Source organism: Microbacterium trichothecenolyticum (assembly GCF_030818955.1).
Lineage (GTDB): Bacteria > Actinomycetota > Actinomycetes > Actinomycetales > Microbacteriaceae > Microbacterium > Microbacterium trichothecenolyticum_B.
Map to the genome: position 1 here is coordinate 215,824 of NZ_JAUTBF010000001.1, position 23,166 is coordinate 238,989.

At 67.8% G+C, this 23,166-nt stretch carries 18 protein-coding genes and 2 pseudogenes; 12 read left to right on the forward strand and 8 right to left on the reverse strand.

Translation table 11 applies throughout. The features are described from left to right. Nucleotides 1-301: 301 nt before the first annotated feature. Nucleotides 302-1,276: a hypothetical protein gene (locus tag QE412_RS00985; RefSeq protein WP_307479027.1), complete on the forward strand. Its 975-nt coding sequence runs from the start codon at nucleotides 302-304 to the stop codon at nucleotides 1,274-1,276. Between the two features lie 1,890 nt (nucleotides 1,277-3,166). Here the strand turns inward: QE412_RS00985 and QE412_RS00990 are convergent. Next, nucleotides 3,167-3,928 (reverse strand): AAA family ATPase, encoded by a 762-nt coding sequence (locus QE412_RS00990; RefSeq protein ID WP_307479029.1) that lies wholly within the window; start codon nucleotides 3,926-3,928, stop codon nucleotides 3,167-3,169. A gap of 4 nt (nucleotides 3,929-3,932) precedes the next feature. Then, the gene (locus QE412_RS00995; RefSeq protein ID WP_307479032.1) at nucleotides 3,933-5,501 is read right to left on the reverse strand and encodes a dolichyl-phosphate-mannose--protein mannosyltransferase; all 1,569 of its coding nucleotides are present in this window, start codon (nucleotides 5,499-5,501) and stop codon (nucleotides 3,933-3,935) included. A gap of 23 nt (nucleotides 5,502-5,524) precedes the next feature. Between QE412_RS00995 and rsmI the strand changes: the two genes are divergently transcribed. Beyond that, nucleotides 5,525-6,343, forward strand: a complete 819-nt coding sequence (rsmI, locus tag QE412_RS01000; protein WP_307479035.1) for a 16S rRNA (cytidine(1402)-2'-O)-methyltransferase — start codon at nucleotides 5,525-5,527, stop codon at nucleotides 6,341-6,343. Between the two features lie 43 nt (nucleotides 6,344-6,386). On the opposite strand, the gene QE412_RS01005 is transcribed toward rsmI, so the two are convergent. The 4 genes from QE412_RS01005 to QE412_RS01020 are packed head-to-tail and all read right to left on the reverse strand — an operon-like array spanning nucleotide 6,387 to nucleotide 10,183. Then, nucleotides 6,387-6,851 (reverse strand): hypothetical protein, encoded by a 465-nt coding sequence (locus QE412_RS01005; RefSeq protein ID WP_307479037.1) that lies wholly within the window; start codon nucleotides 6,849-6,851, stop codon nucleotides 6,387-6,389. A 39-nt stretch (nucleotides 6,852-6,890) separates the two neighbouring features. Next, complete coding sequence (locus QE412_RS01010) at nucleotides 6,891-8,147, reverse strand: oligosaccharide flippase family protein (protein WP_307479040.1); 1,257 nt, start codon at nucleotides 8,145-8,147, stop codon at nucleotides 6,891-6,893. Further along, nucleotides 8,144-9,346, reverse strand: a complete 1,203-nt coding sequence (locus QE412_RS01015) for a CDP-glycerol glycerophosphotransferase family protein (RefSeq protein WP_307479043.1) — start codon at nucleotides 9,344-9,346, stop codon at nucleotides 8,144-8,146. The genes QE412_RS01010 and QE412_RS01015 overlap by 4 nt, the downstream gene beginning before the upstream one ends. 60 nt (nucleotides 9,347-9,406) lie before the next feature. Next, nucleotides 9,407-10,183, reverse strand: coding sequence for an IspD/TarI family cytidylyltransferase (locus QE412_RS01020; RefSeq protein ID WP_307479046.1), 777 nt, complete (start codon nucleotides 10,181-10,183; stop codon nucleotides 9,407-9,409). Between the two features lie 166 nt (nucleotides 10,184-10,349). On the opposite strand from QE412_RS01020, the gene metG reads away from it, so the two are divergent. Together metG and QE412_RS01030 are read left to right on the forward strand one after the other, a co-directional pair. Next, nucleotides 10,350-11,924 carry a methionine--tRNA ligase gene (gene metG / locus QE412_RS01025; RefSeq protein ID WP_307479049.1) on the forward strand — a complete coding sequence of 525 codons (1,575 nt, stop codon included), beginning with the start codon at nucleotides 10,350-10,352 and terminating at the stop codon, nucleotides 11,922-11,924. Nucleotides 11,925-11,926: 2 nt separating this feature from the next. After that, nucleotides 11,927-12,865, forward strand: a complete 939-nt coding sequence (locus tag QE412_RS01030) for a TatD family hydrolase (RefSeq protein WP_307479052.1) — start codon at nucleotides 11,927-11,929, stop codon at nucleotides 12,863-12,865. Between the two features lie 356 nt (nucleotides 12,866-13,221). Here the strand turns inward: QE412_RS01030 and QE412_RS01035 are convergent. Beyond that, nucleotides 13,222-14,680: pseudogene (locus QE412_RS01035) on the reverse strand (sugar porter family MFS transporter). A gap of 71 nt (nucleotides 14,681-14,751) precedes the next feature. Here QE412_RS01035 and rsmA point away from each other — a divergent pair. Further along, nucleotides 14,752-15,591 carry a 16S rRNA (adenine(1518)-N(6)/adenine(1519)-N(6))-dimethyltransferase RsmA gene (rsmA, locus tag QE412_RS01040; protein ID WP_307479055.1) on the forward strand — a complete coding sequence of 280 codons (840 nt, stop codon included), beginning with the start codon at nucleotides 14,752-14,754 and terminating at the stop codon, nucleotides 15,589-15,591. 178 nt (nucleotides 15,592-15,769) lie between these two features. Beyond that, nucleotides 15,770-16,706: pseudogene (locus QE412_RS01045) on the forward strand (phosphodiesterase). On the opposite strand, the gene QE412_RS01050 reads toward QE412_RS01045, so the two are convergent. Next, complete coding sequence (locus QE412_RS01050) at nucleotides 16,657-18,237, reverse strand: stealth family protein (RefSeq protein ID WP_307479057.1); 1,581 nt, start codon at nucleotides 18,235-18,237, stop codon at nucleotides 16,657-16,659. The pseudogene QE412_RS01045 and the gene QE412_RS01050 overlap by 50 nt on opposite strands. Nucleotides 18,238-18,477: 240 nt before the next feature. On the opposite strand from QE412_RS01050, the gene QE412_RS01055 reads away from it, so the two are divergent. From QE412_RS01055 to QE412_RS01080, 6 genes are all read left to right on the forward strand, one after another. Then, entirely contained in the window at nucleotides 18,478-19,410 is a 933-nt protein-coding gene (locus tag QE412_RS01055) for a 4-(cytidine 5'-diphospho)-2-C-methyl-D-erythritol kinase (RefSeq protein ID WP_307479060.1), read from the forward strand. Between the two features lie 134 nt (nucleotides 19,411-19,544). Next, entirely contained in the window at nucleotides 19,545-19,847 is a 303-nt protein-coding gene (locus QE412_RS01060; protein ID WP_307479062.1) for a DUF427 domain-containing protein, read from the forward strand. Between the two features lie 14 nt (nucleotides 19,848-19,861). After that, on the forward strand, nucleotides 19,862-20,686 hold the full coding sequence (locus QE412_RS01065) for an ABC transporter ATP-binding protein (RefSeq protein ID WP_307479064.1): 825 nt from the start codon (nucleotides 19,862-19,864) through the stop codon (nucleotides 20,684-20,686). Further along, a complete protein-coding gene (locus QE412_RS01070; protein WP_307479067.1) occupies nucleotides 20,683-21,363 on the forward strand; it encodes an ABC transporter permease in 681 nt (226 codons plus the stop codon). The genes QE412_RS01065 and QE412_RS01070 overlap by 4 nt, the downstream gene beginning before the upstream one ends. Continuing rightward, nucleotides 21,360-22,118: an ABC transporter permease gene (locus QE412_RS01075; RefSeq protein WP_307479070.1), complete on the forward strand. Its 759-nt coding sequence runs from the start codon at nucleotides 21,360-21,362 to the stop codon at nucleotides 22,116-22,118. Before QE412_RS01070 ends, QE412_RS01075 begins: the two co-directional genes overlap by 4 nt. A gap of 38 nt (nucleotides 22,119-22,156) precedes the next feature. After that, nucleotides 22,157-23,074 carry an ABC transporter substrate-binding protein gene (locus QE412_RS01080; protein ID WP_307479073.1) on the forward strand — a complete coding sequence of 306 codons (918 nt, stop codon included), beginning with the start codon at nucleotides 22,157-22,159 and terminating at the stop codon, nucleotides 23,072-23,074. Nucleotides 23,075-23,166 lie beyond the last annotated feature (92 nt).

Genomic DNA, 23,166 nt, shown 5'->3' on the forward strand with positions numbered 1-23,166 from the left:
AACGCTGTTCATCGCGCAACGATCGGGTCGACGTCGCGACTATCCGGGCACAATAGCGAGACGCAAGCAGGCGTTAAGGCTGGCATGGCACATTCGTCAGCATGCCGGAATCGATCGCCCGCGATCGGATGGAAATGTACTCGAGTAACCTCCCGGAGTCGGCAGATGACAACCCGATCGGTGGCGGGTCGTGTCGTGCGTGAGAGCATCCCGCAGGGTGGTCGGGTTTTCGAGCCGACGTACGGATGCGACGCGGCGGGTCGTTTGATGTCGACGAAAGTTTCGCGGCACGAACTGACGTATGAATTCGCGTCGTCGGGCGGATGCGGCCCGAACGCGTGGGCGGGGGGCATCGGGCGATCGAACGGGGGCGTCGCAGATCGCCGACGGGTTCGGTGCGGATGAGATCTCGTACGACGTGCGGGGCAACACGACGCGGTTGTCGGATCTGTTGTTCTCGTACGACGCGGAGAACCGCCATGTCGGGACGCGGACGTATGCCGGGTCGAAGGTGTCGCTGGTGCGTGATGGTTCGGGTCGTGTGGTGTCGCGGACGGTGGATCCGGCGGGTGATGCTCCGGGGGTGACATCGCGGTATGTGTTTGCCGGTGTGGGTGATTTTCCGTGGGCGGTGGTGTCGGGGGATGCCGGTGTGACGGTGTTCTTGTCTCTGCCTGGTGGGGTGACGGTCGATGTCCCGTCTTCGGGCCCATCGTCGTGGTCGTATCCGTCGCTGCAGGGTCACACGCTGACGACGGGCGACGGGGCCACCTCGTCGGGGGTGGAGCTGTACGACCCGTTCAGTCAGCCGCTCGAGGCGGGCACCCTCGCGTTGGGCACGGGGGCGGCGAACAAGTCCGGTTCGGTGAACGGGACGACCGGGTGGCATCAAGGGGCGCAAAAGCTCACCGAGACGCTCGAGACGGCGCTGGTGGTCGAGATGGGCGCCCGGTTGTATGTGCCGGCGTTGGGTCGGTTCTTGCAGGTCGACCCGGTCGAGGGCGGTGTCGACAACGACTACGTCTGGCCGACAGACCCGATCGGCAAGAACGACCTGAGCGGGAGGGCCTGGTGGGAGACGTGGGGAAGGCCATCACCAACAATCCGGTCCTTGAGTTCGGTTGTATATTCGCTTTCGGCATGGCTGGAACGGCCTGTTCTGTGGTCAAGATGGCGGGTTACGCGTTGCAGGGAGACTGGACTGGGGTTGGCATCGAGGCCCTGGGAGCTGTTAGCGGTGGTTTTGCATCGAAGGCCGTGGCAGCCATACAACTGATGGTGACGACAACCAAGGTCGTCTCGTCGCTCGCTGGTGCTTACACAAGAGCGAGCTTGAGGCCCGCGAACACTGCCGCGCGTTGGTACGGACGTATAGCGGAGACCACCACGGCGAACGCGTGGGGCGTCGTATCCAGAAGGACGCCGATATCTACACCGTCGGCCCCTGGTAAGCGTGACCCGATCGCGAGTTCATACGCTCGAGGCGCTCGGAAATTGTTGGTTCGTTTCTATTGAATTTGGTTGTAGCTGAGATGAATTTTCGCAAGGGGTGCAGAACGGGTCGTCTCGCAAGGTTGCTCGTCGCGACGATTTTTCTCAACTGGCTTCCCGTCGGGGCATTTTTTGCGAGTCTCGATTTATCCACCCTAAACAAATTCCTCGTGATCGGTTCAACTTCGCCGGTAATCCTGAGTCTTCCGTGGGCATGGATACGTGTTTGGTGGACAGGGATAACAATTGAAGGTGACCGTCTCGTGGTTCGCTCTTGGTGGACGCGAACGTACTCGCGTGGCGTGGTAGTCCGAGCGTCGGGTGTGCCAGACGAGGGATGGTTCTACATTATATTTTGGCCTGTTGTAAGCGGGGCTTGGCAGAGCGGCGTCGTTCAGCTCGAAACTCGAGACGGGGTTATCTCCCTCGGCGGTTCTCTTTCCTCTCTGACGTGCGCCCGCCTGCAGGCTGAACGGATTAATCAGTGGCTTGGCTTGGAAGTTGGAGCAGGCGTTGGACCGAGGCGGAGGCGGAAGTTGGACCAGGACTCGGGCCCTTGACACTTGATGAGGTGTCGAGGTCGGTGGCGGTTCGTGTCATGCGAGGTCAGTTGTGACTTCTCCTGGACTGCTCGATGTCGGGATCTGTCGGCATGGTTGCGGCTTTTTCTGTGGGCGCGACGGCATGGTTGCTTCCGGCCATGATCGTGACAGAAATCGCGACTTACTTCGGTCCGGCGGAGCGTACGGGTGCCCTCTTCCGCGCAATCTTGCTTTATCTCTTCGGCGCGATCTGCGTAAGGGCTCCTTCGATCCCTCCTCTTCTCGTCATGGCGGTCACGTCCGCGTGGCGACGGTCCCGGACGTGAACGCCGGCCTAGCGAGATGAATCCGAGGGTGAACTCTGCCTCCGCTCATGCCCTCGTTCCGCGTTCGACACTCGCTCCTGAACGCTCCCTCTGTACATGATCAGGACTGCCTGAGTTCAGGCGACGTCGCCCGCCACGCCGGCGGCTTCCGGGGTGTCCATGCGCTTTGTCCTTCGTCTCGTTGTCCTTTTCGTCGTGACCGGTGCTGCGCTCGTGGCCGGTTTCACGGGGTCGACCGGCACCGCGCACGCAGAGGTTCTGCCGAGGGTCGCGGAGGCCGGGGATGTCGATTCTCCCGCTCTCCCCTCGGCCGACGACACGTCGACAGAGCCGCAGATGCCCCAGGGATCGTTCGATATCCCGCCTCAAGTGGTTGTGGATCCGGCTCCACCTGTCGAACCGCTGGCCCCGCCGCCCATCGGTAGTGCGGTGGCGACGTGGAATTACACGTTGACCCCTGAGGATCGCAAGCTCTTCGAAGAGACTTTTCGGCCGACATCGAAGAGCTCCCCGGTCGGTGGCGCGACGACCGAACTGCCTGCGGAGGTCGCGCCCGCGGTCGGGGGTCAAGGTGCCGTCGCACCGTCCGTCATCAAGCCGATCGCCCAGCGGGCACCGTTCCTGCGTGCAGCGGGCGGATGCGTGGGGCGCGGTACAGCCGTGAACTCCGCACCGGTCGGCAAGAGTGTCTGTTGCGCTGAGGTGCTTCCCGCATGCATCGCGCCGAGAAGCAATCTTCGGCTGATCGCGCCGCGGGTCCCAGGCTGATCGGTCACGGAACGCCGGCTCGGGCGGCGAGCCCACCCGTCACTCCAGCAGGTGCCGCAGATACCGCCCCGGCGCCTCCAGAAACCCGCGGTGCAACCGCACCAGGTCCAGGTCTTCCCAGGCGCTCTCGCGGATGCCCCACGCGCCCAGCTCCAGGATCGTCGCCCCCGGCAGCGCCGCGAGGACGGGGGAGTGGGTCGCGCAGATCACCTGCGTGCCGCGCGAACGCATGCGGTCGAGGGATGCCAGCCAGCGCAGCGTCGACGAGAACGACAGGGCCGCCTCGGGCTCGTCGAGGCACGCGAGGCCCGCGACGTAGCGCTCGTGGTCGAGCACCTCGTCGAGGAGGCTGTTGAACGACTCACCATGGCTCATTTCGTGCAGGCTGGGCGCCGGACCGCCGAGATCGTCGCGCCATGAGTAATACCCGTGCATCGTCTCGGCCCTCAGGAAGAAGCCCCACCGGGGCGCGCGCGGACTCCGCTCGATGCGCAGCCACTCACCGAGCGGACTCTCGGTGCGTCGGGTCTCGCCGCCGCCGTTCGTCGACCCGCCCTCGGCGGGGAGCCCCGCTGCCTCGGCGATGCCCTCGATGAGCGTCGACTTGCCCGAGCCGTTCTCTCCCACGAGGAACGTCACCCCGGGTCCGAACTCCCAGCCGTCGCCGGCCGCGACCTCCAGGAACTGTGCAACAGCGGGAATGGTCGTGGGCCATGCGGCACGATCGACCGGCGCATCGCGGAAGAGCTTGACCCGCTGCACGGGCCGCGGATCGTGCAGCCACTCGTCGCCGCGGGTCACGTCATCAGATCCAGCTCGGCAGCCAGTTGTGCAGACGCCAGAACTCGTACGGCACGGGCAGACCCGCCCACACGGGGTACCAGAACGCCGAGACGAGCCCGCACACGACGAGGAACACGATCACGACGCCCTGACCGCTTGCGCGGGACATGCCCCGCACACCCCGGGCGACGTCGCGCAGGGCGAAGGCCAGCGCCAGCACGAGGAAAGGCAGCATCGCCACCGTGTAGAACTGGAAGATCGTGCGCTCGGGGTACAGCAGCCACGGCACGTACGTGGCTGCCAAGCCCGTCAGCACGAGCGCGTGACGCCAGTCGCGAACGAGCACGAAGCGCACGAGCAGATACACGGATGCCGCGATCCCACCCCACCAGATCAGCGGGTTCGCGAGGCTCGAGATCGCCTCGGTGCACCCGTTCGGCAGCGCGCAGCCGTTCACGCCGAAATCGTCCTGGTGCCAGTACATCGAGGTCGGACGGATGAGGAACGGCCACTGCCACGCGGGGCTCGCGTAGCTGTGCGGGGTGACGAGCCCGACGTGGAAGTTGTACATCTCCTGGTGGTACGCCCACAGGCGCTGCAGCGGTTCGGGCACCCATGCCCAGAAGCCGGTCGCGTTCACCGGCGCGCCGCGCATGTAGCCGCCGCTGGTGAACAGCCAACCCGACCAGGTCGTCAGGTACACGACGGCGGCGACCGGTACGACCAGCACGAACGACACGACGCCCTGGCGGGCGGCATCCATCGGCCACTGCACGATCCCGGCCCGGCGGCGCACGAGCGCGTCGGTCACGACGGCGTAGATGCCGACGGCGGCGAGCACGTACAGGCCCGACCACTTCACGGCGGTCGCGGCGCCTGCCGCGGCGCCCGCGGCGAGCAGCCACGGACGGTTCCACAGGAGCGGACCCCACATCGGATACTCGTCGCCCCGTGCCGCGACGAGATCCGCGACCCGGTCACCGGTGCGTCGATGGTCGAGGGCGACGAACCAGAACGTCAGCACGACGAAGAAGGTGAGGAAGATGTCGAGCAGCGCGATGCGGCTCAGCACGATGCCGAGGCCGTCGATGGCGAACAGAGCGGATGCCACGGTCGCAAGCGGGATGGACCGCGTGAGCGTGCGGGCGAACAGGTAGATCAGCAGCGCGGTGGCCGTGCCGAAGACGGCGGCCGAGAGACGCCAGCCGGTCGCCGAGTCGGGGCCGAGCAGCGCCATGCCGGCGCCGATGAGAATGCGCCCCAGCGGGGGATGCACGACGTAGCTGCCGATGCCCGTGAAGATGTCGGTGTCACCGGTCGCGAAGCGCCCGTCGGAGCCCTCGGGCCATGTCGAGGGGTAGCCGAGCAGCCACTGACTCCACGAGTCCTTCACGTAGTACGTCTCGTCGAAGACCAGCTGGTGCGGATCGCCGATGTCGATCAGGCGCAGCACGGCGGCGGCGAGCGTGACGAGGGTCGGCGCGAGCCAGCGCCACATGCGAAGCTGTCGTGGGTCGACGAGCAGCGCGTCGCGCCAGCGATCCAGGCGTGTCCGCTCGTCTGAGAGCAGCAGGGCGGGGGCGTCGGTCACGGCTCCCAGCCTAAGGTGGAACGGTGATCATCCTCGCGGCCACCCCCATCGGCAACCTGGGCGACGCCTCGAGACGGCTCATCGAGGCCCTCGAGAACGCCACGGTCGTCGCCGCCGAAGACACGCGCACGACGCAGCGACTGCTCGCCGGCCTGGGTGTCGAGAACCGCCCGCGACTCATCGCTCTGCACGACCATAACGAGAAGGAGCGCGCGGCTGAGCTCGTCGAGCTGGCGCGCGAAGACGACCTGCTCGTGCTCAGCGACGCCGGCATGCCCACCGTCAGCGACCCCGGTTTCGGGCTCGTCGCCGCCGCAGCTGCCGCGGGCGTCACCGTCACCGCCATCCCGGGGCCGAGCGCCGTGGTGACCGCCCTCGCCGTCGCCGGGCTTCCCACCGACCGCTTCGCCTTCGAGGGCTTTCCCCGCCGAAAGCCCGGGGAACGACGCAAGGCCTTCGCTCAGTTGGCGTCAGAGGAGCGCACCCTGGTGTTCTTCGAGTCGCCGTCGAGGGTGGCATCCACTCTCGAAGACCTCGCGAGCGCGTTCGGTGCCGATCGCCCCGCCGCCGTCTGCCGCGAGCTGACGAAGCTCTACGAAGAGGTCAAGCGCGGCACCCTCGCCGAGCTCGCGGCCTGGGCGGCCGAGGGCGTGCGCGGCGAGATCGCGATCGTCGTCGGCGGCGCCACCGCGCGCGAGGTGGCGTTCCCGGATGCCGTGACCCAGGTGCTCGAGCTCGTGCGCGGCGGCACGAGGCTCAAAGAGGCTGCCGCCGAGGTCGCCGCTCAGACCGGTCACTCCTCACGGGAGCTGTACCAGGCGGCGCTGGCCGTCAAGCGCTGAGCCCCGGATGAGCACGACGCCGGGAGGCAGCCGGCGCGTGTCCTCAGGGACGCTCGCGCTCGCCGACCTTGCGCGCCGGCGCACCGGCCCAGATCTCCCACGGCCCGGTGGACGTATTCAGAACAGAATTCGCTCCGAGAACCGTACCTTCGGCGATGGTGAGCAGACCTTTCTGACTCACGACCACCGCATTGGCCCCCAGAATGACCTCGTCTTCGATGACGAAACCCCTGAAGCTGGGATCCTGCTCGCGCCAAATGTCACCGCGCCCGACCGTGACGCCTTGATGCAGCATCACATTGCGCCCGATTCGGCTCTGACGGTGGACGACGACGTTACCTGCGTGGCGCAGAACGAGTCCGTCTCCCGGTTGCAGTGCCTCAGCGGGAATATCGATGCCACGCAGCTTGAGCGCCTGCCGCAAGACGGGTCCGATGATCGGGCGCTTCTGGCCGAGAATGAGTCCCCGATACAAGCGGTCGATGGGGCGCACGGGGAGTCGGAACATGAAGAAATCCTACTGCAACGGTTTCGCGCGCCTCGATCCTTACATTCTCCGGAGGCGTCGTAGATCATCACGAGTGATGATGAGAAAGTCCTTCAGCGGTCGCGAGGATCGCCTCTTCAATGCTCCGAGGGCGATCGACGCGGAAATGGTGTACGCGACCAGACAGGCGAGAGCACCACCGACGGCCCCGATCGTCGGTACCAGGACGAACAGCAGAACCAGGTTCACGGCCAGAGCGGATCCCTCGGCGACGCCGTAGATCCCGGGCCGCGAGATCGCGACCAGTCCGTCGGCCCATACGCTCACAAGGGTCAGGGGCCACGCTGCCAGGAGGAGGATGCGCAGAGGCGCGACGCTCGGCGTGAACTCGTGGCCGAAGAGCAGATAGATGACCGGCTCCGCGATGATCTGCAGACCGATGATGGCCAGGAGCGTGAAGAAGCTGGCCAGCCGCGAGACCAAGGCCGTGGCAGACAACGTCGAGTCCTGCGCCACCTTGGCGAAAGTGAAGTTGCGCAGGGCCTTCGCGACGAGGGGGAGCAACTGGCTCAGCGAGATGGCAACCGCGTAGTAGCCGAGCGCGACGGAACCGGCAAGCGGCAGCATGACGACCTGATCGACACGCTGGTTCAGCACTCGCACGATCGTTATGGCGGCGAACTTGTTCTTGTAGGAGCCTTCGAAGCGCGTGAGGTTCATCTCGTGCGGGATCGTCTGAGGCGTCTTGGCCCGTGTGAACTCGGCCCAGAAGAACAGCCCGCCCGCGACGGCCGCCACGAGGGTGGCGATGCCCGCACTGAGGACGGTGAGTTGCCCGAGGATCAGGAGCACGATCAGCAGGGCCAGACGACCGAAGTTGGCGACCCAGGACTCGGCCTGGATCGACGCGTAGGCCTTGGAGCCCCGTGCTGCCGCGCGAGAGATCTCGGTGACGACGAGGAGGGGGAGCGCGACGGCGGCGAGTTGCATGTACAGCGCCGCTTCTTCGCTTCCGGAGAGGACGGTCTTCGACCAGACGACCAGAGCGACGCTGCCCGCCGCCACGGATAGGAGGAGAGACCACTTGTGTCGGCGGAAGTAGCCCGCGCCCGGACGCCCGTACCTGGCGGCGCTCACCGATGCCGCGTCGGGGCTCCCCGCGGAGGCCAGCATCGTCACCACGACGACGGCGGAGGCTACCGCGGCGATCTCACCGCGTCCTTCGGGGCCGAGCGCACGGGCGAGCAGGGGGCCGCTCAGGAACGTGGCCAACGGCGCGGCGAAGGCCGCGAGGAGCAGTCCCGCGAACCGCTTCATTCGGCATCCCGAGGTCGAAGTCGCCGACCGTGGCGCGTCGTGACCATCAAGGTCGCGACGTCAGGCCCCTCGTCCGTGACCTGTAGCCGGGTGCGGAGAGAGGCGAGGGAACTCTCCCGCCACACGCCGCCTGAAGAGATGGCATCCAGAGCCTCCTCGAGTGCGCCGACCTCTCGGAGGACGAGGTCGGGGGCACAGTCCCGGAAGTCGGGCGACTTGAGCCCGCGTCCGCCCACGTACGCGGACTCGTCGGGGAGATGGAAGGCCAAGGACTTGCGTGTCCAGAGGTAGTCCACCCAGATGCTCGAGTAGTCGCTGATCATCAGGTCGACGTGGGCGATCAGCTCGTAGAGAGAGACGCCGGCCGCCCAGATCGCACCGGTCGTCAGAACGTCGGCGTTGAGAGTCGTGAACTGCGCGCGATCGCTCGGATGGGGCTTGACGACGAAATTGATCTCGCTCGCTTGCAGCACGGCGAGGAAGTCATCCCCCAGGAGGGCTCCCTCGGAAGGCGATGCGGGCGCGGGGGTGCTCTTGACACTGGCACGGTAGGTGGGCACCCACAGGACGAGCGGCAGGCGAGGATCGAGGCCGAGCTTGGCGAACACCGCCGCACGCGGACGTGCCCCCCTCACGAAGGGTCTTCTTCCGCTGAAGGAGGAGATCTCCGTTCGCGGCGGCATCCCCAGATCCGCCGCCGCTTGCCGGGTCCAGCTCGGGACCTGGCCGCACAAGACCTGCGCGCCGATCCGATCACGTCGGGTCCCGTTGAAGGTGCGCTTGGGACCTACTCCGTGCCAGAGATTGACGTGCCGGCGCCCTCGTCGAGGCGTCGGGGACTCCCACAAACCGTGGGTGTAGAAGACGTGCCGAGCTCGGATGAAGGCGAGGTAGCCCCTCAGCGATCGCTTCGCCACGATCGAGATCCCCCGGGTCGGAAGTCCCAGGATCGTGGAGGCGGTCGACAGCGCCGAGGCGGCGACGTCCGTGTCGGTCGCGATCAGCACCACGCGGGCATCGGATCTCTCGGCGAGAAGAAGGGCCGTTCCCAGGGACTGTTCTTCTGCCTCGGGGTACCCGTACACCACCGTGGTCTCGTCGGCGGGGAGCACGCTCATGAGTGCGGTCCCCGTGAACCGGAGCAGGCGTCGTCTCAAAGAGGTGACGATCGCACTGACGAGGGGAAGGCGGGAACGCACGTGGGTACTCCTAGGCATGGTCGATGCAAGCCCGCGATGGCGGGAGAGCGCTTCTCGACGTCACTCGTCCAAAAGCAGTTGACCGGCGATCACTCGGTCCAGCGGCGTTGTGATCTTGATGTTGTTCAACGTTCCGGGCACGGTGATGATGCGCAGGCCGGGGTAGCGTGCATGGACCTCTTCGAAAACCGTCGAGTAGCCCTCCGCGGACACCCCGTCCGGCGGGAACGTCTCGCGGAGCTGGCCCAGGTGGAAGCCCTGAGGCGACTGGCCTCGCAGGACCTTCGCTCGGTCGACGAACCCCGTCACCTCCGTCTCATCGACGACGAAGAGGGGATCGGCGGAGGGGATCACCGGCACGACCGCATCGGCGTGTTCCAAGGCCGAGTTGACGAGCTCGATCAACTCGGAGTTCGCAAGCGGTCGAACGCCGTCGTGAATCAGAACGTGCGTGTCGTCTGGACCATTCATCGTGGAGATCGAGTTGGCCACGGACTGATTACGCGAATCCCCTCCATCGACAATCTCGAACTTCTTGAATCTCAGCGCATTACGGGCGATCATTTCGATTTCCGGCCGGAACTGCGTATTGGCGGCGACCACGACGCGACGGACGGAGGGAATGAGGTCGAATTTGCGCAGCGTGTGATACAGGATCGGCTGTCCGGCGAGATTGATGAGCTGCTTCGGGATATCCGCCCCGAAACGGGAGCCGTTACCACCAGCAAGGACAACCGCCTCGAAGCTGATTGTGCCGTCGTTCACCGGCTCCCCCTCGTCCGATCGTTCGCGCGATTCGCGTGCATCGCGACCGACCTTTGGCTCAGCAATCTGCATGAACTGCAGGTAAACGTCGGTGCAACGGAAGTTTACAACGACCTTTTGCGTGTCTGATGCCGTGGCGCGGCGGTTTGGTGCGTGTGCGCGTCGGCGATGGAACGGGCGAGCTCTGAGGCCCCGTCACACGGTCGGCCGCGTCGATGCCTCCCCGTAGAATCTTCTAGTGACTTCCGGCCGTTCCTTCTACATCACGACGCCGATCTACTACCCCAGCGATCTGCCCCACATCGGGCACGGGTACACGACCGTCGCCGTCGACACGCTCGCCCGCTGGCATCGCCAGGCGGGAGATGACACCTGGATGCTGACCGGCACCGACGAGCACGGCCAGAAGATGCTGCGCGCCGCCGCCGCCAACGGCGTGACCCCCCAGGAGTGGGTCGACAAGCTCGTGACCGAGTCGTGGTTCCCGCTGCTCGAGACGCTCGACGTCGCCAACGACGACTTCATCCGCACGACGCAGCCGCGCCACGAGGAGCGCGTGCAGCAGTTCGTGCAGGCGCTCTACGACCGCGGCTACATCTATGCGGGCGAGTACGAGGCGCTGTACTGCGTGGGCTGCGAGGAGTTCAAGCCCGAGGCCGAGATCGTCGACGGCACCGGTCCCTTCGAGGGGCTCAAGGTGTGCGCGATCCACTCCAAACCGCTCGAGCTGCTGCAGGAGAAGAACTACTTCTTCAAGCTGAGTGAGTTTCAAGACCGCCTGCTCGAGCTGTACAAGACCGAGCCCGACTTCGTGCGGCCCGAGTCGGCGCGCAACGAGGTCGTGTCGTTCGTGCGCAGCGGCCTGAAAGACCTGTCGATCTCGCGTTCGGCATTCGACTGGGGCATCACCGTGCCCTGGGACCCCGCGCACGTCATCTACGTGTGGGTCGATGCGCTGCTCAACTACGCCACGGCCGTGGGCTACGGCAACGACCCCGAGCAGTTCGCCCGCCGCTGGCCCGCGTTCCACGTCGTCGGCAAAGACATTCTGCGTTTCCACGCCGTCATCTGGCCCGCCATGCTCATGGCCGCCGGCCTCGACGTGCCCCGCGGCGTCTTCGCCCACGGCTGGCTGCTCGTCGGCGGCGAGAAGATGTCGAAGTCCAAGCTCACCGGCATCGCCCCGACCGAGATCACCGACGTCTTCGGCTCCGACGCGTACCGGTTCTACTTCCTGTCCGCGATCGCGTTCGGCCAAGACGGCTCGTTCTCGTGGGAAGACCTTTCGGCCCGCTACCAGGCCGAACTCGCCAACGGCTTCGGCAACCTGGCATCCCGAACGATCGCGATGATCGAGAGGTACTTCGAGGGGATCGTCCCGCCGGCCGGCACCTCCACCGAAGCCGACCTCGCGATCCAGAAGACGGTGGCGGATGCCGCGGCTGCCGCCGACGCCGCCGTCGAGCGTTTCCGCATCGACGAGGCCATCGCCGCCATCTGGACGATCGTCGACGCCGTGAACGGCTACATCACCGAGAACGAGCCGTGGGCCCTGGCGAAAGACGAGACGAAGCGCGAGCGCCTCGGCACCGTGCTGTACACCGCCGCCGAGGGCCTGCGCGCACTCGCGGTGCTGCTGTCGCCGGTCATGCCGGCCTCGACCGAGAAGCTGTGGATCGCGCTCGGCGCGGCCGAGAGCATCGGTCGCCTGCACGACCAGCCGCTGCGCGAAGCGGGGGAGTGGGGCGTACTGCGTGCGGGATCGTCGGTGAACGGCCTCGCGCCGCTCTTCCCCCGCGTCGAGCAGGCGTGAGCATGACGGGTGAGCCCGCCGCCGGCTCGACCCCCGTCGAGCGCCCCCGCGGCACGATCGACGGAGGCGACCCCAGTCAGTACGTGCGCGAGCGTTCCGCCGACGGCCGCCGCGACGTGAGCTATCCGCCCGCGCCCGAGCCGCTCGGCGTGCCCGTGTACGACAACCACACGCACCTCGAGATCGAAGACGGTGAGACGGGCCTCTCCCTCGACGAGCAGCTGCAGCATGCGCTGGCCGTCGGCGTCCACGGCGTGGTGCAGGCCGGCGGCGACGTCGACTCGTCGCGGTGGTCGGCCTGGGCGGCGCGCACGCACCCTCGGGTGCTCGCCGCGGTGGCGATCCACCCGAACGAGGCGCCCGCCTACGAACAGGCAGGCGAGCTCGATGCCGCGATCGCGGTGATCGACGAGCTCGCGGCCGAGCCGCGGGTGCGGGCGATCGGCGAGACGGGCCTGGACTTCTTCCGCACCGAGGCCGATGGCATCCCGGCTCAGCTGCGTTCTTTCGAGGCGCACATCGCCCTGGCGAAGAAGCACGGGATCGCGATGCAGATTCACGACCGCGATGCCCACCACGCCGTGCTCGATACCCTCGTGCGTGTCGGCGCGCCGGAGAAGACCGTGTTCCACTGCTTCTCGGGCGACGCCGACATGGCCCGCATCGCGGCGGACCGCGGGTACTACCTGTCGTTCGCCGGCAACGTCACGTTCAAGAACGCGCAGAACCTGCGCGACGCTCTCGCGGTGACGCCCCTCGATCGCATCCTCGTCGAGACCGACGCGCCCTTCCTCACCCCGGTGCCCTACCGCGGTCGGCCGAACGCGCCGTACCTCATTCCGTTGACGTTGCGCTTTCTGGCGGCCGAGCTGGCGATGGATGCCGACGCCCTCGGCGCGCAGGTCGCGGCGAACACGCTCGAGGTGTACGGGGAGTTCTGACCTCGGGGTTCCGCCCGGGTTGCGGGGGCACCGGTGCTGCACTCGCTCAGTGATGTGCGTACGGTCAGCAGGATTCCGGCGACGTCGACGGACTTTGTGTACATCGCCGAGCGGGCGCCGTTCCGTGAGCGTGCGCGAATCGCTGTGCACATTCGCCGCGCGAGGCTCGGCGACGGCGAAGGCCGGCATCCCGCGGGATGCCGGCCTTCGAGGCGTGAGGGGTGCGCTCAGCGCTTTTCGTCGTCGAGACGCGCCTGCTCGGCGCGCTCGAGGCGGTCCTTCTCTTTCTGTGCTGCTTCGCGCTCTTCGCGGATCTCTTCGTGGGACTTCGAGTTGTTGGTCATGACGGCATCCTCTCAGCTTTTCGTCTTCGCTTTGCGGACGAACAGGGTTTCCGTCTGCTCGAGCTCCATGCCCTTGGTCTCGGGGATCTTCCACAGCACGAACACGAACGACAGGGCCGCGAAGAACGCGTACGCGCCATAGGTGATGGTGAGCGACCACTCGGCCAGCTGCGGGAAGGTCCACGACACGAGGAAGTTGGCCAGCCACTGCGCGCCGGCGGCGACGCCGAGGGCCTTGCCGCGGATGCGGCTCGGGAAGATCTCACCGAGCAGCACCCACACCAGCGGGCCCCACGACGCGCCGAAGCCGACGACGAAGAGGTTGGCCGCGACCAGGGCGACCGGACCCCACGCCCCGGGAAGCGAGACATTCTGCCCCGACCCGGTGGCGAACGAGAACGCCAGGGCCATCGCCCCCAGCGACACCGCCATGAGGGCCGAGCCCACCAGCAGCAGGGGCTTTGCGGCCGACGCGGTCGACCAGCCAGATGGCGATGAGGGTCACGAGCACGTTGGTCACCGAGGTGATCACGCCGATGAGCAACGAGTTGCCCTCGTCGAAGCCGACGGCGCGCCACAGGCTCGTGGAGTAGTAGAAGATCACGTTGATGCCGACGAACTGCTGGAACACCGACAGGATGATGCCGATCCAGACGATGGGCTGAAGTCCCAGGGCCTTGCCGGAGAGCGAGGCGCCCTTGTTCTTGCGGTCGGTCTCGATCGCGTTGGTGAGTTCGTTGAGGGTCTTCTCGAGGTCGGCCGGGGGCACGAGACGGGCGAAGATGGCGCGGGCCTCGTCGGCGCGCCCGCGGGCGAGCAGGAATCGCGGCGACTCGGGCATGGTGAAGGCCAGCAGACCGTAGACCGCGGCGGGGACCACACCGATCAGGAACATCCACCGCCAGGCTTCCAAGCCCCACCACAGCTGGTTCTCGGCGGTGCCCCCGGCCACGGCCACGAGCAGGGCGTTGCTGAGGAGTGCGGCGAAGATGCCCAGCGTGATCGCGAGCTGCTGCAGGGAGGCGAGGCTACCGCGGATCTGTCGCGGAGCGACCTCGGCGATGTAGGCCGGAGCGACCACCGAGGCGATGCCGATACCGAGACCACCCACGACGCGCCAGATCGTCAGGTCGAGCACGCTGAAGGTCAGCGCCGACCCGATCGACGACGCCAGGAACAGCACGGCGCCGACCATCATGACCTTGAGTCGGCCGAAGCGGTCGGAGAGCGTGCCGGCGGCGATCGCGCCGAGGGCGCAGCCGATGAGCGCGATGGCGACCACGAACCCGGTCAGGGTGGGGACCTTCGTGTACTCGGACTCGATCGACTGCACGGCACCGTTGATGACCGAGGAATCGAATCCGAAGAGGAACCCGCCGACGGCCGCAGCGATCGAGAGCACCACTGCTCGACGACCGAAGGGACTTCTCAGGGTAAAGGCGTTGACGGGGATGGACTGCGTCTGGCTCACCCGCCTACGATACTCCCCGCTCCGGCCCCCTTACGCCCGGAAGCTGTGGGCGGGCTGACTACAGTGGAGCAATGCCCGTCTCCCTGCTCGGTCCCGCCGAGATCCGCCGGCTCGCCGCCGACCTCGATGTGACCCCGACCAAGAAGCTCGGGCAGAACTTCGTCGTCGATGCCAACACGGTGCGCAAGATCGTGCAGGTCGCCGGTGTATCGGCATCCGACCGAGTGGTCGAGATCGGTCCGGGGCTGGGTTCGTTGACGCTCGCGATCCTCGAAACGGGTGCCTCGGTGGTCGCGGTCGAGATCGACCACCGCCTCGCCGAGCGCCTGCCCGTCACGGCGCGGGCCCATGACGTTCCCGCCGACCGCCTGACGGTGATCGATGCCGATGCCCTGCGCGTCCACACGTTGCCGGGTGAGCCGAGCGTGCTGGTGGCCAACCTCCCGTACAACGTGTCGGTGCCGGTGCTGCTGCACTTCCTCGAGACGTTCCCGTACCTGTGCAGCGGCGTGGTAATGGTGCAGGCCGAGGTGGGGGAGCGCCTCGCGGCCCCGCCCGGATCGAAGGTGTACGGCGCGCCGAGCGTGAAGGCCGCCTGGTACGGGCGGTGGCGCCTGGCCGGGACGGTGTCGCGTCAGGTGTTCTGGCCGGTGCCGAACGTCGACAGTGTGCTGGTGGCCTTCGAACGCGATGCCGAGGCCCGGGGTTCCGAGCAACAGCGACGCCGCACGTTCCAGATCGTGGATGCCGCCTTCCAGCAGCGCCGGAAGATGCTGCGCCAGGCGCTCGCCGGCGTGCTGGGGGGATCGGCCGCGGAGGCCTCGGTGCGCCTCGAACGCGCCGGTGTCGACCCGACGCTGCGCGGAGAGCAGCTGAGTGTCGACGACTACGCCCGTATCGCCGCTTCCTGACCCGCGTCGCGGACTCGCCTCGCCGCCCCGGACCCGCGGGCTGCGCGCCGGAGGGGTGAATTCGGTGAATTCTTGACATGTTCATCGCGCGTTCGCGAAACATGCCTGTAACATTTTGCGCAAGCCGGGAGCATCACGCCGGTCACGAGGTCGTACCCGACGGCCCGAGAGGAACGAGATGCGTTACGCCGAGTACCCGCGCGCCGAGCATGTGCTGCTGCACCTGAGCGACACCCACCTTCGGGCGGGAGGTGCTCCGCTCTACGACAGCGTCGACTCCGAGGCGTACTTGGCCCGAGCGGTCGAGGCCATCGACGCGTCCGGCGTGCGTCCCGACGCCCTGGTCTTCACCGGCGACCTCGCCGACTTCGGCGAAGCCGACGCCTACGACCGCGTGCGCGCGCTCGTCGAGCCGCTTGCCGAGCGCCTCGACGCACGCATCGTCTGGGTCATGGGCAACCACGACGACCGCGCCACCTTCCGCTCGCACCTGCTCCCCGGCGACGCCGCCGCACCGGCGGCACCCGTCGATCGCGTCGACGAGTTCGACGGCCTGCGCATCGTCACCCTCGACACCTCGGGTCCCCGGCGCCCACCACGGCGAGGTGACGCCCGAGCAGCTCGCCTGGCTCGCCGACGTGCTGGCGACGCCCGCGCCCCTGGGTACCGTCCTGGCGATGCACCACCCGCCGGTGCCGAGCGTGCTCGATCTCGCGGCGTCCGTCGAACTGCGCGACCAGCGGAGCCTTGCGGACGTGCTCCGGGGAACCGACGTGCGCACGATCCTCGCCGGACACCTGCACTACTCCACGTTCGCCACCTTCGCCGGTATCCCCGTGTCGGTGGCCTCCGCCACCTGCTACACCCAGGACCTCATGGTCCCCGCGGGCGGGACGCGCCCGCAGGACGCCGCGCAGGGCTTCAACCTGGTGCACGTGTACGACGAGACCATCGTCCACTCCGTGGTGCCGCTCGCCGCGGCCGAGGCGTTGCAGTACGTCGACGCCGCCGAGTCGCAGCGTCGTCTGCGCGAAGCCGGCATCCAGGTGCCGACCTCGCGCGACCTCAGTGGGCGGGTGTCGCCACCGACGACACCGCTGACGATCCTGCGCTGACGGCCTGCTTCTCCCACGGCGCCATGACCGGGAAGTAGCGCTCGAGACATGCCCGCAGAGCGGGAACCCGAACCTCCTCGGGGATCTCGGGCACGCTGCCGTCGTTGAGACAGAACATGTCGGTGTCGCGACGCGAGACGAGACGTTCCATCGTACGGAGCGAGTCGAGCTGCGTCGTCTGCACGTACCGCGTGCGGGGCTGCGTGGTGATGACCGCCCGGCCGGTGGCCAGCGCGTAGTGGTGGTACAGGCTGTTCGTGACCGAGATGTCGGTCGCCGAGCGGAACCGGCTCGCGGCGGTGCGGGCGTAGTCCTCGGCGAACTCGCGCTCGAGCTCGTACGCGACCGACCGTCGCAGCGGCGTCGCGCAGTGCTCGAGGTCGAGGGTGATGACGCGGCCGAAGCGCTCCTTCAACAGCGCGCGGTTGACGCGCAGGCCGTTGTCGTGACCCGAACGCGCGGTGTGCGCGGGTCCCGTTCCGATGCGGATGCCGCTCTCGACGAAACGGCTCACCCCGCCGCTGCTGAAGAACAGCTCGGGGGTGACGGGCCGGCCGAAGAACATGTCGTCGTTGCTGTAGAGGAAGTGCTCGGCCAGGCCCGGGATGCGATGCAGCTGCGCCTCGACGGCGTGCGAGTTGTGCGTGGGCAGCACCGACGGGTCGGCGAAGAACTCCTCGCTGCGAACGATCGTGACCTTGGGGTGGTCGGCGAGCCATCCGGGCGTGGGGGAGTCGGTGGCGATGAAGATGCGGCGCACCCACGGCGCGTACATGTGGACGCTGCGCAGCGCATAGCGCAGCTCGTCGACCTGTCGGTAGCGGGCGGCGTTGTCGTCGCCGTCTCCGACGACGTAGCCCTTCATGCGCGCGGCGCGCTGCCGCTGGAACTCGCTCGACGAGCCGTCGACCCACGAGAAGACCATGTCGACGTCGCCGACGAACTCGTTCGGGTGCGGATCGAACATGCCCGACACCGTCGTCCACCGCCGGCCGTAGCGCTCGACCTCGACGAGGTCGAGATCGGCCGCCGCGAAACGGCGTCGCGTGAGGGCGCTCGGGCGCGGAGCCTCGATCGTCTTGGCACCGAAGCGCCACAGCTCGAGCCGGGGCGCGAGCGATGCGCCGTACCGGTAGGAGCCCTCGGTGGAGGTGCGCGGGCGGAACACGCCGTAGGCCTGGACGGAGTCGGCGGCCGGTGAAACGCTGTGCGCGGGCACCGGGTCTTCGCCGCGGGCCTTCAGGTATACGGGACCGAGTTCGGGGTCGCGCAAGGCCCCGATCGCCGCGGTCGCGTCGGCCGTGTCGACGACGAGCTTCGGACGGCGGTTCGCGTCGCGGACGAGGAGCACCCGCACGCCGGCCGCCTCGATGGCCGAGGCGGCGGTGAGCAGGTCGTCGCGCTCGGCGAGGGCGGGTGTGGCGGTGTCGTCGATGAGGTGCAGGATGCCGTCGTGCATCCGGATATCGGAGCGGGACAGCAGAGCGCGCCACGGATCGGCGTCGATCGAAAGCGGGATCATCGGGCGCATGCTGCCTCCTCGGGGGTCGGGGACGGGTTCCCGACACCGTAGGGTTTCGGGATTACGAAGACGTTTCGGCTGCGGCGCCGAGAGTCCGGGAGCGGAGCGCTACTGTCGAAGAGTGACTCAGATCGCTCGCTGTGGCCCGGACCTCCCCGTATCGCCGTACGAGCGTCGGTGGGAAGCGGGCCGTCCTCACAGTGTCGCACACGGGAGAGGCGTCGGTCGCATGGGTCTGCGAGCCGGTCGATGAGCCCCCTGCCGCCCGCATCGGTCCGCGTGCGCGCACCCGGGAAGATCAATGTCTTCCTCGAGGTCGGAGACGTGCAGGACGACGGATATCACGAGCTCGCCACGGCGTTCCAGGCGGTGTCGCTCTACGAGGAGATCGTGGCGACACCGGCCGACGACATCACGATGGAGGTGAGCGCGCGCGGGCCCGTCGACATCGAGGGCGTACCCACCGACGACCGCAACCTCGCCGTGCGGGCCGCCCGGCTGCTCGCGCAGACGGCCGGCGTCGACAGGGGCGCGCACCTGTCTGTGCGCAAGGCGGTTCCGGTCGCCGGCGGCATGGGGGGCGGTTCCGCCGACGCGGCTGCCGCACTCGTGGCCTGCGACGCCCTCTGGGGCCTGGGGATGCCGACGGGCGAGCTCGCCCACCTGGCCGCCCGTCTCGGCGCCGACGTCCCCTTCGCCCTGCTCGGTGGGACCGCGGTGGGCACCGGCCGCGGCGACGAGCTGAGCCCCGCGCTCGCGCGCGGTCGCTTCGACTGGGTGCTGGTGCCGAACGAGCTGGGCATGTCGACCCCGGTCGTCTATGGCGAGCTCGACGCGCACCGCGAGCGTCACGCCGTCGACATCGGTCCCGCCCCGCGGGTTCCCGCGGTCGACCCCGACGTGCTCCATGCCCTGCGCCAGGGCGACGCGCGCATGCTCGCGGCCACGTTGCGCAACGATCTCCAGGCGCCGGCCCTGCACTTGCGCCCCGAGCTGGCGCGCGTGCTGGAACGCGGTGAGAGCTCCGGCGCGCTCGCCGGGATCGTGTCGGGATCAGGGCCCACCCTGGCATTCCTCGCCGCCGACGAGTCCGCCGCGCTCGATCTGCAGATCACCCTGAGTGCCGCCGGGCTGGTGGCGCTGCACGTCCACGGCCCTGTCGCCGGTGCCCGCGTGATCTGACCGTCGGGCACCATACCCGAGCTCGTCACACGGGGCAATCTTCCGATTGCGCGATCGGTGCCTCGCTAGCCTCGTGCGAGGTGGTCGGACACCGTCGGGTGCCGTGCCCGCGGGCCGCCACGGAGGGGGGTCCCATGAAGGCAACGCTGGATGGCGTCGTGATCGCCGAAGCCGACCGTGACGACCTGGCATCCATCGAGGGCAACTGGTACTTCCCGCCGTCCGCGATCCGTGAGGGTGCGCTGAGTCAGAGCCCCACGCCGTACACGTGTCCCTGGAAGGGGGCGGCGCAGTACTGGAACATCTCCGTCGACGGCGCGGAACTCTCCGACGGCGCGTGGTCGTATCCCGACCTGCGGCCCGGTGCGGTCGACCGCGTGGGCAAGGACTTCGCCGGTTTCGTCGCCTTCGACCGCAAGGTCGTGGTCTCCGACTGAGGTCGGGTCAGCGCATGATCGAGTTCTCGGCCGTTTCCAAGGTCTTCCCCGACGGTACGCGCGCCGTCGACGACTTCCACCTCGTCATCCCCTCACGCAAGACGACCGTGTTCGTCGGGTCGTCGGGCTGCGGCAAGACGACTCTGCTGCGCATGATCAATCGCATGGTCGAACCCTCGTCGGGCACGATCTCGATCGACGGCGACGACATCGGCCGCAAGCCCTCGGTGCAGCTGCGCCGCAGCATCGGCTATGTCATGCAGAACTCCGGCCTGCTGCCGCACTTCACGGTCGCCGACAACATCGCCACCGTGCCCGTCCTGCAGGGACAGAGTCGCAAGACCGCACGCACGCGCGCGCTCGAGCTGATGGAGACCGTCGGTCTGGACACCGCGATGGCCGACCGGTACCCCAGTCAGCTGTCCGGCGGCCAGCAGCAGCGCGTGGGCGTGGCCCGCGGACTCGCGGCCGACCCCAACATCCTGCTCATGGACGAGCCGTTCGGCGCCGTCGACCCGATCGTCCGCGACGAGCTCCAGCAGGAGCTCATCCGCCTGCAGGACGAGATCGGCAAGACGATCGTGTTCGTCACGCACGACATCGACGAGGCGTTCCTCCTCGGCGACCAGGTCGTCATCCTCGAGAAGGGCGCGAAGATCGCGCAGGTCGGCACCCCGAGCGAGATCGTCGAGAACCCGGCATCCGACTTCGTCGCGAGCTTCATCGGTGCCGTGAAGGGAAAGCGCGCGCTGCATCTCAAGCAGACCGCGACGGGAACGGTCGTCGTCGATGCCGAGGGACGCACGCAGGGCGCGCTCGTGGAGGACTCCCGCCCGTGAACTGGGTGGGAAACAACCTCGAGCTGATCGGGGAGCTGACGCTGGTGCACCTGCGCCAGAGCATCATCGCCTTGCTCGTGGGCTTCGTCATCAGCATCCCGCTCGGCTGGTTCGCCTGGCGGTATCGCCTCGTGCGCAGCAGCGTCATCACCATCACCGGCCTGCTCTACACGATCCCCTCGCTCGCGCTCCTGATCCTCTTCCCCGTCGTCACCGGGTGGTACAGCATCGTCAGTGAGACGAACCTCATCGTCGCCCTGGCGATCTACGCGGTGGCGATCCTGGTGCGTGCCGTCGCGGACGGTCTCGATTCGGTGGATGCCGGTGTGCGCCAGGCGTCCACGGCGATCGGCTACGGCTCGTTCCGCCGGTTCTGGGCGGTGGAGTTCCCGCTCGCGGGTCCGGTCGTGCTCGCGGGGCTGCGCGTCACCTCTGCCAGCACCATCGCACTGGCGACGGTCGGCATCCTCGTCGGTATCCAGAATCTCGGCTACCTGTTCACCAACGGTCTGCAGCGCCGCATCATCCCTGAGGTGTTCGCGGGCGTCATCGCCGTGGTCGTGCTCGCCCTCGTCATCGACCTGCTGCTCGTCTTCGCCGGGCGTCTGCTCATGCCGTGGACCCGCGGGACGAAGACGGTCTCGCGTATCTCCAACCGGACGCTGGTGAAGGCATGAACCTCATCGGTGAGGCGTTCGCCTGGATCTTCTCGGGCGATCAGAGTCCCTACGACTCGATCCCGGCGGCTCTCGGGGTGCAGCTCCTCTACACGCTCATCGCCGTCGTCGTCGCGGGCGCGATCGCCATCCCCCTGGGGTGGTTCATCGGGCACACGGGGAAGGGGCGCGAGACCGCCGTCGCCATCTCCGGCGCCGCCCGCGCCATCCCGTCCTTCGGCCTGCTCATCCTGCTCACCCTGCTGCTCGGCGTGCTGCACAAACCCGAGGCGGCCGTCATCTCGTTCGTCATCCTCGCCATCCCCTCGTTGCTCGCCGGCGCGTACACGGGCCTCGAGGCCATCGACCGCCGCGTGATCGACGCGGGCCGATCGATGGGCATGACCGAGATGCAGATCTTCTGGCGCATCGAGGTCCCGCTGGGGTTGCCGCTGCTGGTCGGCGGCATCCGGGCGGCCACCCTTCAGGTGCTGGCGACCGTGACGATCGCGGCGTACATCGGTCTCGGCGGGCTCGGGCAGTACATCATCGCCGCGATCCCGCTGCGGCGCTTGGACATGCTCATCGGCGGCGCCATCCTCGTCGCCGTGCTCGCGCTCGTCGTCGACGGGCTGTTCGCCCTGCTCCAACACCTCGTCGTGCCCCGCGGCATCCGCGTCGCCGCGTCCGCGCAGCCGCAGCGCCGGTCCTCGCGGCAGCGTCGCGCCGAGGCCATCGCCGTCGGCGCGCCCACCGCACCGGCCGCGACCCCCTGACCCATCCGAATCCTGAATCACCAGAAAAGAGAGCACCCATGTTCACAGCACGAACTCGCAAGGGCCTCGGCCTCCTCGCCGGCCTCGCCGTCACCTCCCTCGCCCTCGCCGGTTGCGGCGGCGCATCCAGCGACCCGCTCAGCAACGGCGGCGGTGACGCCTCGGCATCCTCCGACACGATCGTCGTCGGCTCGCAGGCCTATTACTCGAACGAGATCATTGCCGAGATCTACGCTCAGGCACTCGAGAACGCGGGCAAGACGGTGACGCGCCAGTTCCAGATCGGTCAGCGCGACGCCTACATCCCGCTGCTGGAAGACGGGACCGTCTCGGTCTTCCCCGAGTACACCGGCAACCTCCTGCAGTTCTTCGAGAAGGACACGACCGCGCGCACCTCGGAAGAGGTCTACGCGGCGCTGCCGGCCGCTCTCCCTCAGGGCCTGCAGGTGCTCGACCAGTCGCCGGCCACCGACCAGGACTCGTACACCGTCACCAAGGCGTTCGCCGACGCGAACGGTCTGACCTCGATCGCCGACCTGTCCAAGGTCACCTCGGGCCTGACCCTCGGCGGCAACGCCGAGCTCGCCGAGCGTCCCTATGGCCCCTCGGGGCTGAAGTCGACGTACGGCGTCGACGTGCAGTTCTCGGCCACCGGTGAGACCACGGTCGACGACCTCGTCGCCGGCACCATCCAGGTCGCCAACGTCTACACCGCCGACCCGCGCATCCAGACCGACAACCTCGTCACGCTGAGTGACCCGAAGGGACTGTTCCTCGCGTCGAACGTCGTCCCGGTCGTCAACGCGAACGTGGCCTCCGAGGTGTCGGACGTGCTGAACAAGGTCAGCGCCGCGCTGACGCCCGCGGGACTCGTCGAGCTGAACGTGAAGTCGACGGTCGACCAGGAGGCGTCCGCCGAGATCGCGAAGGAATGGCTCGCGGCCAACGGCTTCTGAGTCCCGACTCCTCTGGCGGGGTCGTCCGGTTCGCGGGCGGCCCCGCCGTGGTCTGTGATCGGGTCGTCGTCCGGTTCGCCGGGCGGCGGATC